15 protein-coding genes are annotated in these 12110 nt (G+C 60.0%); 3 read left to right on the top strand and 12 right to left on the bottom strand.

Going from position 1 to position 12110, the window contains the following annotated elements:
* Positions 1-122: 122 nt before the first annotated feature.
* On the bottom strand, positions 123-422 hold the full coding sequence (locus tag ACXHRN_RS00925) for a hypothetical protein (protein ID WP_488639487.1): 300 nt from the start codon (positions 420-422) through the stop codon (positions 123-125).
* 253 nt (positions 423-675) lie between these two features.
* Between ACXHRN_RS00925 and ACXHRN_RS00920 the strand changes: the two genes are divergently transcribed.
* Positions 676-1854, top strand: a complete 1179-nt coding sequence (locus ACXHRN_RS00920; protein WP_488639486.1) for an AI-2E family transporter — start codon at positions 676-678, stop codon at positions 1852-1854.
* Positions 1855-1994: 140 nt separating this feature from the next.
* Positions 1995-3005 (top strand): fumarylacetoacetate hydrolase family protein, encoded by a 1011-nt coding sequence (locus ACXHRN_RS00915; RefSeq protein ID WP_488639485.1) that lies wholly within the window; start codon positions 1995-1997, stop codon positions 3003-3005.
* 24 nt (positions 3006-3029) lie between these two features.
* Here ACXHRN_RS00915 and ACXHRN_RS00910 read toward each other — a convergent pair whose 3' ends face one another.
* From ACXHRN_RS00910 to ACXHRN_RS00865, 10 genes are all read right to left on the bottom strand, one after another.
* Positions 3030-3404: a type II toxin-antitoxin system VapC family toxin gene (locus tag ACXHRN_RS00910; protein ID WP_488639484.1), complete on the bottom strand. Its 375-nt coding sequence runs from the start codon at positions 3402-3404 to the stop codon at positions 3030-3032.
* Entirely contained in the window at positions 3401-3652 is a 252-nt protein-coding gene (locus ACXHRN_RS00905) for a type II toxin-antitoxin system Phd/YefM family antitoxin (RefSeq protein WP_488639483.1), read from the bottom strand. Before ACXHRN_RS00905 ends, ACXHRN_RS00910 begins: the two co-directional genes overlap by 4 nt.
* A gap of 64 nt (positions 3653-3716) precedes the next feature.
* Positions 3717-4730 carry an aldose epimerase family protein gene (locus ACXHRN_RS00900; RefSeq protein ID WP_488639482.1) on the bottom strand — a complete coding sequence of 338 codons (1014 nt, stop codon included), beginning with the start codon at positions 4728-4730 and terminating at the stop codon, positions 3717-3719.
* Between the two features lie 121 nt (positions 4731-4851).
* A complete protein-coding gene (locus tag ACXHRN_RS00895) occupies positions 4852-5733 on the bottom strand; it encodes a 3-hydroxybutyryl-CoA dehydrogenase (protein ID WP_488639481.1) in 882 nt (293 codons plus the stop codon).
* A gap of 174 nt (positions 5734-5907) precedes the next feature.
* Positions 5908-6837, bottom strand: a complete 930-nt coding sequence (locus ACXHRN_RS00890) for an electron transfer flavoprotein subunit alpha/FixB family protein (RefSeq protein ID WP_488639480.1) — start codon at positions 6835-6837, stop codon at positions 5908-5910.
* 23 nt (positions 6838-6860) lie between these two features.
* Entirely contained in the window at positions 6861-7607 is a 747-nt protein-coding gene (locus ACXHRN_RS00885; RefSeq protein ID WP_488639479.1) for an electron transfer flavoprotein subunit beta/FixA family protein, read from the bottom strand.
* 192 nt (positions 7608-7799) lie between these two features.
* A complete protein-coding gene (locus ACXHRN_RS00880; RefSeq protein WP_488639478.1) occupies positions 7800-8573 on the bottom strand; it encodes a rhomboid family intramembrane serine protease in 774 nt (257 codons plus the stop codon).
* A 90-nt stretch (positions 8574-8663) separates the two neighbouring features.
* Positions 8664-9242, bottom strand: a complete 579-nt coding sequence (locus tag ACXHRN_RS00875) for a cob(I)yrinic acid a,c-diamide adenosyltransferase (protein WP_488639477.1) — start codon at positions 9240-9242, stop codon at positions 8664-8666.
* Position 9243: 1 nt separating this feature from the next.
* On the bottom strand, positions 9244-9447 hold the full coding sequence (locus tag ACXHRN_RS00870) for a twin transmembrane helix small protein (protein ID WP_488639476.1): 204 nt from the start codon (positions 9445-9447) through the stop codon (positions 9244-9246).
* A gap of 21 nt (positions 9448-9468) precedes the next feature.
* Positions 9469-10299 (bottom strand): SDR family oxidoreductase, encoded by an 831-nt coding sequence (locus ACXHRN_RS00865; RefSeq protein WP_488639475.1) that lies wholly within the window; start codon positions 10297-10299, stop codon positions 9469-9471.
* An 83-nt stretch (positions 10300-10382) separates the two neighbouring features.
* Between ACXHRN_RS00865 and ACXHRN_RS00860 the strand changes: the two genes are divergently transcribed.
* Positions 10383-11276, top strand: coding sequence for a YihY/virulence factor BrkB family protein (locus ACXHRN_RS00860; RefSeq protein ID WP_488639474.1), 894 nt, complete (start codon positions 10383-10385; stop codon positions 11274-11276).
* Here the strand turns inward: ACXHRN_RS00860 and gluQRS are convergent.
* Positions 11238-12110: a tRNA glutamyl-Q(34) synthetase GluQRS gene (gene gluQRS / locus ACXHRN_RS00855; protein WP_488639473.1), complete on the bottom strand. Its 873-nt coding sequence runs from the start codon at positions 12108-12110 to the stop codon at positions 11238-11240. The genes ACXHRN_RS00860 and gluQRS overlap by 39 nt on opposite strands.

The following is a 12110-nucleotide window of genomic DNA, read 5'->3' as shown; positions in this document are numbered from 1 at the left end:
ATCACATATACCCGCCGCAAGGTGGTTATCTCAGGCCCAGTGGTGCTCGACACACCGCTGGGCCGACTCGTTTCTGTTGTGGTTAATAAAACCGCAACCCTGCTATTTAGGGGTTTACTGTCCTAATTTACAAGTCTTCTTTGAAAAATTAGGTCGACCCCTGCCATTACCCCTCCCAATACATAGCTGAGGGGATTGATGTTGCGGGTCAGTTGGCTCGAAACCGCGCCATCGCGGCCGGTGTCCTTTACGACCCGCTCAAAGACATAGTCATTGTTCTCCGTCGAGACGCCGGCGACATCCGCATGCGGTTGCCCGAGCAGGTCGCATAGTTCCATCAGGAACATGCCGTAATTCGCTCGTTCCTGGCCGCCTTGTTGATCCTGCCAGCGCGCAATGAACGCCTCGATCGTGCTATCCACCTGATTTTCGTGCTCCCCCGAACGGGTGGAATAGTCGGGGAGCCGGAGATGCAGCGCAACCAACTCGATACACTCTTAGATTGCGACAAATCCAAACTACGATCGACTTGGTTCAAAGCTCAGCGCTTTTCGGAGGTTCGCCTCCACACAATCTTCATAAACCCCACCGAAATTTTGCTAGGGCGCATCGTAAAAATAGGGTAGCCACGGTCGATGATCATCGTCGGGCAGCTTGTCCGTCTGAGGAGGAAGCATGCATCTGAGCGGTCGCGAGCAGGATGAACCCCGCACGGAATCGCGCCTTTTCGGCAGCGGTGGCTATGCTCGCTCGACACTGGTAGGCCCCACCTCGATTGCCCGCTGGCTGCTGGTTTTCGTGTTGCTCGCCGGCGTATATTTCTTCCATGGCTTCATCGTGCCGGTGCTTGCAGCATTGGTGATAGGCTTTGCCAGCTGGCCGATCTATCGCCGGCTGCTCAACGCCATCGGCGGCAACCGCACCCTCGGAGCGACGATCGCCATCATATTGGTGCTGTTTTTCATCGTGGCGCCTGTGTCGCTCGCCGTCGTCTATGCCGTCAAGGAAGTGAAGATCTGGGCGGCTTGGGCGATCGAGGCCAACAAGGTCGGTGCTTCCGTGCCCACCTGGCTCAACGGCATTCCGGTTGTCGGCGCCGATCTCGCCGAGCAATGGATGAAATATCTCAGCCGGCCGGGTGGCCTCGGCGAATTGGTGCAGCTGATCAGCGGCTCCAATATCGGCAACATCTATCATGGCGTCGTGGTGATCGGCGCTTCGGCCTTCCAGGCCTTCCTGACGCTGCTTTTCATGCTCATCACGCTGTTCTTCGTCTATCGCGACGGCGAGAAGCTGGTGGAGCAACTCGATCGGTTGGGCGAACGCATCCTGCCGCTGCGCTGGGAGCGCGTCTCGCGCGTCGTGCCGCTGACGATCAGCTCGACCGTCACCGGCATGGCCATCATCGCCATCGGCGAAGGCATCGTGCTGGGTGGCGCCTATTGGCTGGCCGGCGTGCCGTCCCCGGTGACGCTCGGACTGATCACCGGCATCATGGCGCTGATACCGGGCGGCGCGCCGCTCAGCTTCACACTGGTCTCCATCTATCTCGTGGCTTCCGGCTCGCCATTCGAAGGCGCGGCCCTGATGGCCTGGGGTTCGATCGAGCTGTTCATCGTCGACAAGACGCTGCGCCCAAAACTGGTGGGCGGGCCGATCAAGCTGCCGTTCCTGCCAACCTTCTTCGGCCTGATCGGCGGCGTCAAGACCATGGGCTTTCTCGGCCTTTTCCTCGGGCCGGTGCTGATGGCCCTTCTTGTCGCCATCTGGCGGGAATGGCTGCACGAAGCCACCGACGAACCACAGCAGGTGGCCGAAAGTGTGGAAACGGCAACGAGCGAAGCCGCGCAATAAAGCGGCTTGCTCGCCCTTCAGAGCCGGTGCCTGCAGTTGCAGGATGACAAACCGTCAAAATTCCTTCACGATCCCGAAGCGACCGGGCAACCGGCGCTGCGACCGGCAAGCCGGCGCTGGAGTGGAGGAAACACTGAATCATGAAGCTCGCCACATTGAAGGATTCGACCCGAGACGGTCGGCTGGTTGTCGTCTCGAAGGATTTGACCCGTTGCTCGGATGTCGGCCACATCGCCCGCACATTGCAGGCGGCGCTTGATGACTGGGATTATGCCGGCCCGCGGCTCATACGCGTCGCCGAAGGCATTGAGACCGGTTCCCAGCCGACGATGCGCTTCCACGAGCACGATGCCGCCTCCCCGCTTCCCCGCGCCTATCAATGGGCAGACGCTTCGGCTTACGTCCACCATGTCGAGTTGATGCGCAAATCGCGCGGCATGGATATGCCCGCCAATCTCTGGACCGACCCGCTGATGTATCAGGGCGGCTCTGACACCTTTCTCGGACCACGCGACGCGATCCCGCTGATCGACGAGAGCCTCGGCCTCGACATGGAGGCCGAGGTGGCCGTCATCGTCGGCGATGTGCCGATGGGCGCAAGTGTCGAGGATGCTCAGGCGGCCATCGTGCTGGTGCTGCTGGTCAACGATATCAGCCTGCGGGCACTGGCCCAGGGCGAGATTGCCAAGGGTTTCGGCTTCTTCCAGGCCAAGCCGTCGTCGGCATTCTCGCCGGTGGCGGCAACGCCAGACGAACTGGGCGACGCCTGGAAAGATGCCAAGCTGCATCTGCCCCTGCGTGTCGATCTCAACGGCAAGCCGTTTGGCCGCGCCAATGCCGGCGTCGACATGATCTTCGATTTTGGCCAGCTGGTCGCGCACGCAGCCCGCACGCGGCCGCTCTCGGCCGGTACGATCATCGGCTCGGGCACGGTCTCGAACCGCCTGGACGGCGGCCCCGGCAAACCGGTCGCTGATGGTGGTGCAGGCTACTCCTGCATTGCCGAGACCCGCATGGTCGAAACGCTTTCTTCCGGCGATCCGAAGACGCAATTCCTCAAGGAAGGCGATATCGTCCGCATCGAGATGAAGGATGCCGTCGGGCATTCGATCTTTGGCGCCATCGAGCAGAAGGTCGAAAAGTCGGTGTAGAACGCGTCCGTCTGGAGACTGATGTCAGGCGACCGAAATGTCGTAGAGCGCAAAATTGCGATCGGCGGTGAGCACCTGCAGGTTCTCGCTCATCGCCTGGGCAATCAGCATTCGGTCGAATGGGTCGCGATGATGATGGGGAAGATGTCTTACCGCCTCAGCGTGTCGTGGCTCAATTTGCAGAAGTTTAAAGCCCGTCTGCTCCAGCTTCTCGGTCACATTGTCGACCGTGCGTAGCTTGCCGATCCCGGCCTTGATCGAAATTTCCCATATGCTGACGATACTCGCATAGATCGGCACAGTGGATGCCAGGATTTCAGCATACCTTGCAGGCAGCTCCTGCCGCTGATGCCAACTCCACAATATGACATGCGTGTCAGCGAGATAGGACGAGTTCATTTCACGTACTCGTCCCATTCAGGTCCGAGTTCATCGAAATCGGGAGCGATCCAAAGCTCCTTGTCCTTGAATGCACCAACGCGCGGCAGCGAACCGAATTTCGAAGATTCGCCCTGCTCCTTCTCCGGCGTCGGCCCGATCTCCGCGACCGGCTTTCCATCACGGGTCAGCACGACATGCTCACCCGCCTCGGCGCGGCGGACGAGATCTTCCAGTAGTTCCTTGGCATCCTTGATCGAAACGTTCATGCACATGGCCTCGCGATTGGCACAATCAAGTATAATCCGGCCTGTCGCGTCTGGCAAATACAGCTCAAGCCTTTGCGAAGATGTAATCCGTTTCCTGGGTCAGCACTTCGCCCGGGCGCAATACGGCTTTCGGAAAACCCTTCTGGTTGATCGCATCCGGCCAGATCTGCGTTTCGAGGCAGAAGCCGCAGAATGGCGGGTAATGGCGGCCGCCGAGACCGGGCACCGGCACATTGGTCTTGAAGGCGGCATAATATTGCACGCCCGGCTCGGTCGTCAGCACCTTCATCGAAACACCGGATTTCGGGCTGCGCGCCTCGGCCACCAGCCGCTTGGCGACGCGCTGATCCGACAGGCAGAAATTGTGATCGTAGAGGACCTGCGCACCGTTTTCATGCTGGACGACGGATTTCATTGTGCGGAAATCGAACGGCGTGCCGGTGACATCTTTCGCGCCACCTTCCGGAATCTGTAACGCATTTGTCGGCAGGTAGGAATCGGCCTTGATCATCATTTCATGAGCCGATGTGTCGCCTGAATCGTCGAGGATGAAGTAGCTGTGCTGGCAGACATTGGCGATGGTCGGCTTGTCGGTGGTGCTCTCATAGGTCACCGACAGCACGCCACCCGGCTTGAGTTCATAGATGCAGGTGACGGTGCAATTGCCGGGATAGCCGGCCCGGCCGTCGCGGTCGGTGATCTGCAGCATCACACGACTGTCGGAAACTTCGATGAGATCCCAGTTCTGGTTGGCGATACCATCGGTGCCGCCATGCAGGTGGGTGACACCCTTCTCATTGAGTTCGAGCTGGTATTCCTGGCCGTCGATGGCGAAGTGACCGCCGCCGATGCGATTGGCATTGCGGCCCGGTGTAGCGCCGAAATAGGGGGAGTGATTGAGATAGTCCGGCATCGCCTCGAAGCCCAGCACCAGCGGTGCGTCATGGCCCTCCAGCCGCAGGTCCTGGATGATTGCGCCCCATGTCAGCACATTTGCCGCAAGCCCGCCACCCCTCAGGAAAATCCGCGTAACGGTTTCGCCATTGCGGCCCGTGCCAAACACTTCACCCTTGCTCATCACATCTCCCCGCCACCGGTGACGACCGGATCAATGCCCAGGAAATTGTATGATTTTTGATCCGACTGCAACAAAAACAACCACGCCTCCCCAATTGTTTGGAGAGGCGATGGAACTGATATCAGCGTGTAGGAACAGGGACGGCGCCGCGGTAGTCGTAAAAGCCGCGACCCGACTTGCGTCCCAGCCAACCGGCCTCGACATATTTTACCAGCAGCGGGCAAGGGCGATACTTGCTGTCCGCCAGACCATCATGCAGCACCTGCATGATCGATAAGCAGGTATCCAGCCCGATGAAGTCAGCAAGCTGCAGCGGGCCCATCGGGTGATTGGCACCAAGTTTCATCGCGGTATCGATCGCGTCGACGGAGCCCACGCCTTCGTAAAGCGTATAGATCGCCTCATTGATCATCGGCAGCAGGATGCGGTTGACGATGAAAGCCGGGAAATCCTCGGCAACGGTGATCACCTTTTCAAGGCTGGTCACATATTCCTTGGCGGCATTGAAGGTCTTTTCATCGGTCGCGATACCGCGCACCAGCTCGACCAGCTTCATCGCCGGAACCGGGTTCATGAAATGGATGCCCATGAAGCGCTCGGGCCGATCGGTGGCCGAGGCAAGGCGGGTAATCGAAAGCGACGAAGTGTTGGTGGCTAGGATGGCCTCGGGCTTCATCACAGGACAAACCGACAAATAGATCTTGCGCTTGACGGATTCGTCTTCGGTCGCCGCCTCGATGACCAGGTCGGCGGAAGCCAGATCGTTGACATCGGCAGAGCCGGCGATCTTACCGAGTGCAATCTTGCGCTCTTCCTCGGTCATTTTGCCGGTCGCAACCTGTCGGGCAAGGTTGCCGTTGACGGTGGCAAGGGCCGCCTCGATCCGCTCTGCGGAAAGGTCGTAGAGTTGGACGCGGAAACCGGCAGCGGCTGAAACCTGGGCAATGCCACAACCCATCTGGCCCGCACCGACCACCCCGATAGTCCTGATTTCGCTGCCCATTGTCTTACCGTTTCCAATATTATTGTTGTTATTTGCCTGTCGCGGGCCTTAAGGCCTCTCTGGAACATATAAAGGCCGGATTTGCGTTTTCGCAAGCCCGGCCTTTTGATAATGCGCTTCATGCCCGATAGCCAGTTCTTTTTCGCAATTGCGAAGAGCTGGTTAATCGGCCTCTCAGAGCGCCTTGCCGAGTTCCGGCAGGGCTTCGAAGAGGTCCGCGACGAGGCCGTAGTCGGCGACCTGGAAGATCGGCGCTTCCTCGTCCTTGTTGATGGCGACGATGACCTTGGAGTCCTTCATGCCGGCGAGATGCTGGATGGCGCCCGAGATACCGCAGGCGATGTAGAGATCCGGAGCAACCACCTTGCCGGTCTGGCCGACCTGCCAATCGTTGGGGGCATAGCCCGCATCGACCGCAGCGCGGGAAGCACCGACAGCGGCACCGAGCTTGTCGGCCACCGGCAGGATGACTTCCTTGAACTTTTCCGACGAACCAAGTGCACGGCCGCCCGAGATGATGATCTTGGCAGAGGTCAGCTCCGGACGGTCCGACGACGACAGCGCGTCACCGACATGGCTAGAAAGACCCGGATTGGCTTCGGCGGCAATTGTCTGCACCGATGCGGAGCCGCCTTCGGCAGCGGCGGCAAAGCTTGCGGTGCGCACGGTGATGACCTTCTTGGCGTCGGTCGACTGCACGGTCTGCAGTGCATTGCCGGCATAGATCGGGCGCTTGAAGGTATCGGCCGAGATCACTTCGATGATTTCCGAGATCTGTGCGACATCGAGCAGTGCTGCAACGCGCGGCAGGACGTTCTTGCCGGATGCCGTGGCGGCCGAGATGATCGTGTCGTAGCCCGGCGCCATCGCAACGATAAGGGCTGCGAGCGGCTCGGCCAGGAAGTGACCATATTCGTCGCTTTCGGCGAGCAGGACCTTGGAGACGCCGGAGAGCTTGGCAGCGGCATCAGCCACGGCCTGGGCACCTTTGCCGGCGACCAGCACATGCACGTCACCGCCGATTGCGGTGGCAGCCGAGAGCACCTTGGCGGTCTGGTCCGAAAGGGCAGCGTTGTCGTGATCGGCAACAAGAAGAATAGCCATTTGATAATTCCCTTTCGAATTTCTTAGAGCACGCCGGCGGTCTTGAGCTTTTCAACCAGCTCGGCGACCGACTTGACCTTGACGCCGGCCTTGCGGCCCGACGGCTCTTCCGTCTTGACGACCTTGAGGCGCGGCGTGACATCGACGCCGTAATCGGCAGGCGTCTTCTTGTCGAGCGGCTTCTTCTTGGCCTTCATGATGTTCGGCAGCGAGGCGTAACGCGGCTCGTTGAGGCGGAGGTCGGAGGTGACCACGGCCGGCAGCTTGACGGCGATGGTCTGCAGGCCACCGTCGACTTCGCGGGTGACATTGGCCGTGCCGTCGCCGAGTTCGATCTTGGAGGCAAACGTGCCCTGTGCCCAGCCGAGCAGCGCCGAAAGCATCTGGCCGGTCTGGTTGGAATCGTCGTCGATCGCCTGCTTGCCGACGATCACCAGGCCCGGCTTTTCTTCCTCGACCACGCCCTTGACGAGCTTGGCGACAGCCAGCGGCTCGACCAGCTCGTCGGTCTCAATGAGAATGGCGCGGTCTGCACCCATGGCCAGCGCCGTGCGCAGCGTCTCTTCAGCCTTGGCCGGGCCGACCGAAACGACGACCACTTCCTCGGCCTTGCCGGCTTCCTTGAGGCGGAGCGCCTCTTCGACGGAAATTTCGTCGAACGGATTCATCGACATTTTAACGTTGGCGAGTTCGACACCCATGCCGTCCGACTTCACGCGGATCTTCACATTGTAGTCTACGACACGCTTAACGGTCACAAGGATTTTCATCGCTGCCCTTCCTGTTTGGTCACTCCGGCGGAAAATGCGACACTTCCGCTACGCTCTGATGGTCTGTTGGCGGCAGTTTTAGGGATTTTCTCGCCATCTGGCACCACATTCCCCTCCCCGACGCAATGTCGCATCGGGAATATAGAGCCCTTACGTGCACGTCAATACGCGCCATGGCCAGTCAAATCGATTTTATCCACGGCCCCAATGCGTGGGTTCAGGCCGCTCGGCTTCCTTCTCGGGCACCTTCGATTCGGTGACGACAGCTTTGGGAGCAGTGATCGTCCGGTCAAACAGCGGCACGCTGCGGCGTTTGAGGATGGGCGTCAGCACCAGTCCGGCTACAATGCCGCCCACATGCGCCGCGAAGGAAACGCTGCCGTCGCGATCGACAACCAGCATGTAGACCTGCTGCAGGATCCAGAAGATCAATGGAATGAAGGCCGGCAGAGGCAGGGGGATTCGCCACAAGATCAGCACCCAGACCCGCACTTTCGGATGCAGGAAGAAATAGGCGGCAACGACACCGGAAATCGCCCCCGACGCGCCGATCAACGGCCCTTCCGACTGCGGCAGAAGATAGCCATGGAACCAGGCGGCCGCCGCGGCGCAGAGCAGATAGAAGATCAGAAAGCGGAAGTGCCCCATCGCGTCCTCGACATTGTCGCCGAACACCCACAGGAACAGCATGTTCGTGGCGATGTGCCAGAAATCGCCGTGCAGGAACGCATAGGTAATGAAGGTGAGATTTTCCGGCACGATCTCGAGGCCCGGCTCAAGATGCGCGTTGTCGAAGATCAGCGCCGGGATGAATCCGAGACCAAGCGAGGCGTGGTAGGAAAATTCCGCGCTGGCGCCGAGGCTAGTCACCAGCCAGACCAGGATATTGATGACGATCAGGCTGATCGTGACATATTGGACCTTGATGTATCGCAGCGCATTGACGTCATAAATCGGAACGAACATTGCGCCTGGATCCCCGCGTCCATTGAGCCTGCAATCCTTAGTATCCTTCCCCAACCCCTTCCCACAAGGGGAAAGGCCGGGGAGACATCCTTATCGATTCTTTCCCGGCACCCAGAGTACGTCTGATGCGCCCTTGTCGGCGGCATATCGGGCCGCGACGAACAACAGGTCGGAGAGGCGATTGATATATTTCAGCGCGTCGGCGCTGACGATCTCATCTTCTTGATCAGCGAGGGCCACCATCAGCCGTTCGGCACGGCGCACCACGGTGCGCGCAACATGCAGATGCGCGGACAGCGCCGAGCCGCCGGGCAGGATGAACGAATTGAGCGGCTTGAGTTCGGCGTTCAACCGGTCGATCTCCTGCTCCAGCCAGGTCACCTGCGAGGCGATGATTCTCAACGGCTCCCAGGCAATCGCTTCGCCTGTATCCGGCGTGGCAAGATCGGCGCCGAGATCGAAGAGATCGTTCTGGATGCGGGTGAGCATCGCGTCAAAGCCCGGCGTCTCGGCTGCGTGCAATTGCGCGACCCCGATCACGGCATTGGCTTCGTCGACAGCGCCGAAGGCCTCGACCCGAAGATCACTCTTCCTGCGTCTCGGACCAGCAGCAAGACCGGTGGTGCCGTCGTCACCCGTCCGCGTGTAGATCTTGTTGAGCTTGACCATGTCAGGAAGGCCGCCCGCCGCCGGTGAGCCACAGGGTCAGCATGATCAGCGCAACGGCGACTACCTGCAGCAATACACGCAGCTGCATCAGCTTGTTGGATGTGTTGCCATCGCCGCCTTTCAGCATGTTGAAGAGGCCGCGTCCCAGCACGATGATCACCAGGAACATGACGACAATGGCGGCGAAATAGGTAACGGTACTCATGGCTTTATTCCGTATGTGCGATCAGATGCTGCTGAGGAGCTTGTAGAACAGGCCCGCAGGCAGGAGCCGCTTGAGAAGAACGCCGCGCTTGGCCGGCGTGGTGATGACATAATGCGGTTTGGGACGCTGGGACGTCAAGGCGTGCGACAACACGGCATAGACAGCCTCTGGCCCGAGCTTGCCCTTGACCCCGGCGGCCTCGCCACGCAACCGCTTCAGCTGCCGCTGGTACTCGTTGTAGTGCACGGAATTGTCGATATCGATGTTCGCTTCTGCCGCGGCCAGCGAAGCCGAAAGAAATTTGCTCCGGATCGGGCCTGGTTCGATCAGGCTCACCTTGATGCCGGTATCCTTCAGTTCCATCGCCAACGTAACCGTCAGTCCCTCGAGCGCATACTTCGATGCCGTATAGGCGCCGCGCCACGGATAGGGCACAAGGCCAAGAATCGAGGAACACTGGACGATCCGGCCATGTCCCTGCTTGCGCATTGCCGGGATCACCGCCCGTGTCAGTTCATGCCAGCCGAAGAAGTTGGTCTCGAACTGGACGCGCAGCACATCGGTCGTCAAATCCTCCACCGCGCCCGGCTGGCCATAGGCGCCATTGTTGTAGAGTGCGTCCAATGTACCGCCGGTGCGCGCGAACACGTCGGCGACCAACTGATGGATCGTTTCGGCCTTGGTATAGTCCATGATGAAGGTCTCGATGCCTTCATCCTCCAGGCTTTTGCGGTCGTCCTCGCGGCGCACCGTTGCAAATACCCGCCAGCCATCCGTCTTGAGCGCGCGCACGCAATGCGCGCCGATGCCGGATGAAGCGCCGGTGACGATGATGGTTGGTTTTTGATCCATATGCCTGCGATTCCTGTACAAACGTTGCTTGGTCTCCCATATTTGATTCCAAATACCAAGACCGATGACCGCCAGGAGGTGGAATGCCCGCCCTGCTACGCATGTTCTGGAAAGTGATCTTCGATGCCATCTGGCATTTCAGCGAGGACGACGGCTGGGCGATGGCCAGCCACGTCGCGCTGTCCGTACTGCTGGCGATTTTTCCCTTCCTGATCTTCGGCACCACGCTTGCGACCTTCATGGGCGCCGATCAATTCTCCGACACTGCAGTGCATTTGATCTTCGACAATTTGCCGGCCATCATCGCCGCGCCGATTTCCAAGGAAGTCGTCCAGGTCCTGACCATCCCGCGCGGCGGCCTGTTGACGATTTCGGTGCTCGCCGCCTTCTATTTTGCCTCCAACGGTATCGAGGCTTTGCGCATCTCGCTCAACCGCGCTTACCGCGTTTATGATCCACGCCGCTGGTATGTCACCCGCACGCTCAGCCTCTGCTATGTGCTCGCCGCCGTGCTGGCGCTGGTGGCGCTCTCGACCTTCCTCGTCGCCGCGCCATTGGCAGTGCATTTTGCCGGCCGATGGATTCCGTGGGCACAGGATTTCATGGTCGTCGTCGACAACTGGAGCCTTTGGGGCGCCGGCGCAACCTTGCTGATTTCGCTGTTCGTCGCCCATCTCTGGCTACCGGCAGGCAAGCGATCTTTCCTCGACGTCGTGCCCGGCATCGTGCTGACGATCATTGCCTGGTTCGCCGGCGCCTATATCTTCGGCTACTATCTCTCGACCTTCGCCAACTACGCCGCCACCTATGCCGGCCTCGCCTCGATCATGATCGCGTTGGTGTTTCTCTACATGACCGGCGTGATTTTCATGCTGGGGGCTGAGCTTAACGCCGCCTTGATGAAGTTTCGCGTCCGACACCTGCTGACAAGGTCGATGTCACAAGGCAACCAGGCCGATAAGCCTGCGGACCTCTGACGGCGAAAAGCCCTGTTCGCGCAATGCACGCAAGCCCGTGGACCGACGGCTCTTGGCAAGCTTTTCGCCATCATCGTCCTCGAGCAGCCGATGGTGATGATATTCCGGAACCGGCAGGTCCAGTAGGCTCTGCAGCAGACGATGCACCGGTGTCGCCGGCATCAGGTCAAGGCCGCGCACCACATGCGTGACACCCTGTAGCGCATCGTCCAGCACCACCGACAGATGGTAGCTCGACGGCGCATCCCACCGCCACAGCACCACATCGCCCCAGATGGAGGGATCCCCATACATGGTCTGAGGGATACCGTGGCCGGTTTCCAGCCAGGAGAGAGTCTGGCGATCACCCCCCTCTGCCCTGTCCATATCCAGCCGCCACACATGCCGCTCTCCACCGGCGATACGTTTCGCCGCAATCGCTGGATCGAGCTTTCGCTCATCGATCGGATAATGCGGCGTCCCATCCGGATCGCGCGGCCAGGTGCCACCCCCCGCCTCGAATGCAGCCACCCGCGCCTTGACCTCGGCGCGAGAGAGAAAGGCAGGATAGACCAGCCCCTGCTCTTTCAGCTGCTCCAAACCCTGTCGATAAAAATCAGCATGCTCGGACTGGCGGCGGACCGGCTCCGGCCATGACAGCCCCAGCCAGTACAGGTCTTCATAGATCTGGACCTCATATTCCGGCCGGCAGCGGGCGGGATCGATGTCCTCGATCCGCAGTAGAAAGGTGCCACCCGACTCCTCCGCCATCTCGAAATTCAGCCAGGCGGACAAGGCGTGGCCGAGATGCAGTTCTCCATTCGGGCTCGGGGCGAAACGGAAAACCGGGTTCAT

Source organism: Shinella sp. OV683 (assembly GCF_057787725.1).
The sequence above is the reverse complement of the archived record's forward strand: the minus strand, read 5'-3'. Positions and strand labels throughout refer to the sequence as shown.

Coding starts and splice junctions, on each gene's coding strand:
- ACXHRN_RS00875 (WP_488639477.1), bottom strand. CDS start 9,242: ATGGTCAAGCTCAACAAGATCTACACGCGGACGGGTGACGACGGCACC.
- ACXHRN_RS00900 (WP_488639482.1), bottom strand. CDS start 4,730: ATGAGCAAGGGTGAAGTGTTTGGCACGGGCCGCAATGGCGAAACCGTT.
- ACXHRN_RS00885 (WP_488639479.1), bottom strand. CDS start 7,607: ATGAAAATCCTTGTGACCGTTAAGCGTGTCGTAGACTACAATGTGAAG.
- ACXHRN_RS00880 (WP_488639478.1), bottom strand. CDS start 8,573: ATGTTCGTTCCGATTTATGACGTCAATGCGCTGCGATACATCAAGGTC.
- ACXHRN_RS00860 (WP_488639474.1), top strand. CDS start 10,383: ATGCCCGCCCTGCTACGCATGTTCTGGAAAGTGATCTTCGATGCCATC.
- ACXHRN_RS00910 (WP_488639484.1), bottom strand. CDS start 3,404: ATGAACTCGTCCTATCTCGCTGACACGCATGTCATATTGTGGAGTTGG.
- ACXHRN_RS00865 (WP_488639475.1), bottom strand. CDS start 10,299: ATGGATCAAAAACCAACCATCATCGTCACCGGCGCTTCATCCGGCATC.
- ACXHRN_RS00895 (WP_488639481.1), bottom strand. CDS start 5,733: ATGGGCAGCGAAATCAGGACTATCGGGGTGGTCGGTGCGGGCCAGATG.
- ACXHRN_RS00890 (WP_488639480.1), bottom strand. CDS start 6,837: ATGGCTATTCTTCTTGTTGCCGATCACGACAACGCTGCCCTTTCGGAC.
- ACXHRN_RS00870 (WP_488639476.1), bottom strand. CDS start 9,447: ATGAGTACCGTTACCTATTTCGCCGCCATTGTCGTCATGTTCCTGGTG.
- ACXHRN_RS00905 (WP_488639483.1), bottom strand. CDS start 3,652: ATGAACGTTTCGATCAAGGATGCCAAGGAACTACTGGAAGATCTCGTC.
- gluQRS (WP_488639473.1), bottom strand. CDS start 12,110: ATGAACCCGGTTTTCCGTTTCGCCCCGAGCCCGAATGGAGAACTGCAT.
- ACXHRN_RS00915 (WP_488639485.1), top strand. CDS start 1,995: ATGAAGCTCGCCACATTGAAGGATTCGACCCGAGACGGTCGGCTGGTT.
- ACXHRN_RS00920 (WP_488639486.1), top strand. CDS start 676: ATGCATCTGAGCGGTCGCGAGCAGGATGAACCCCGCACGGAATCGCGC.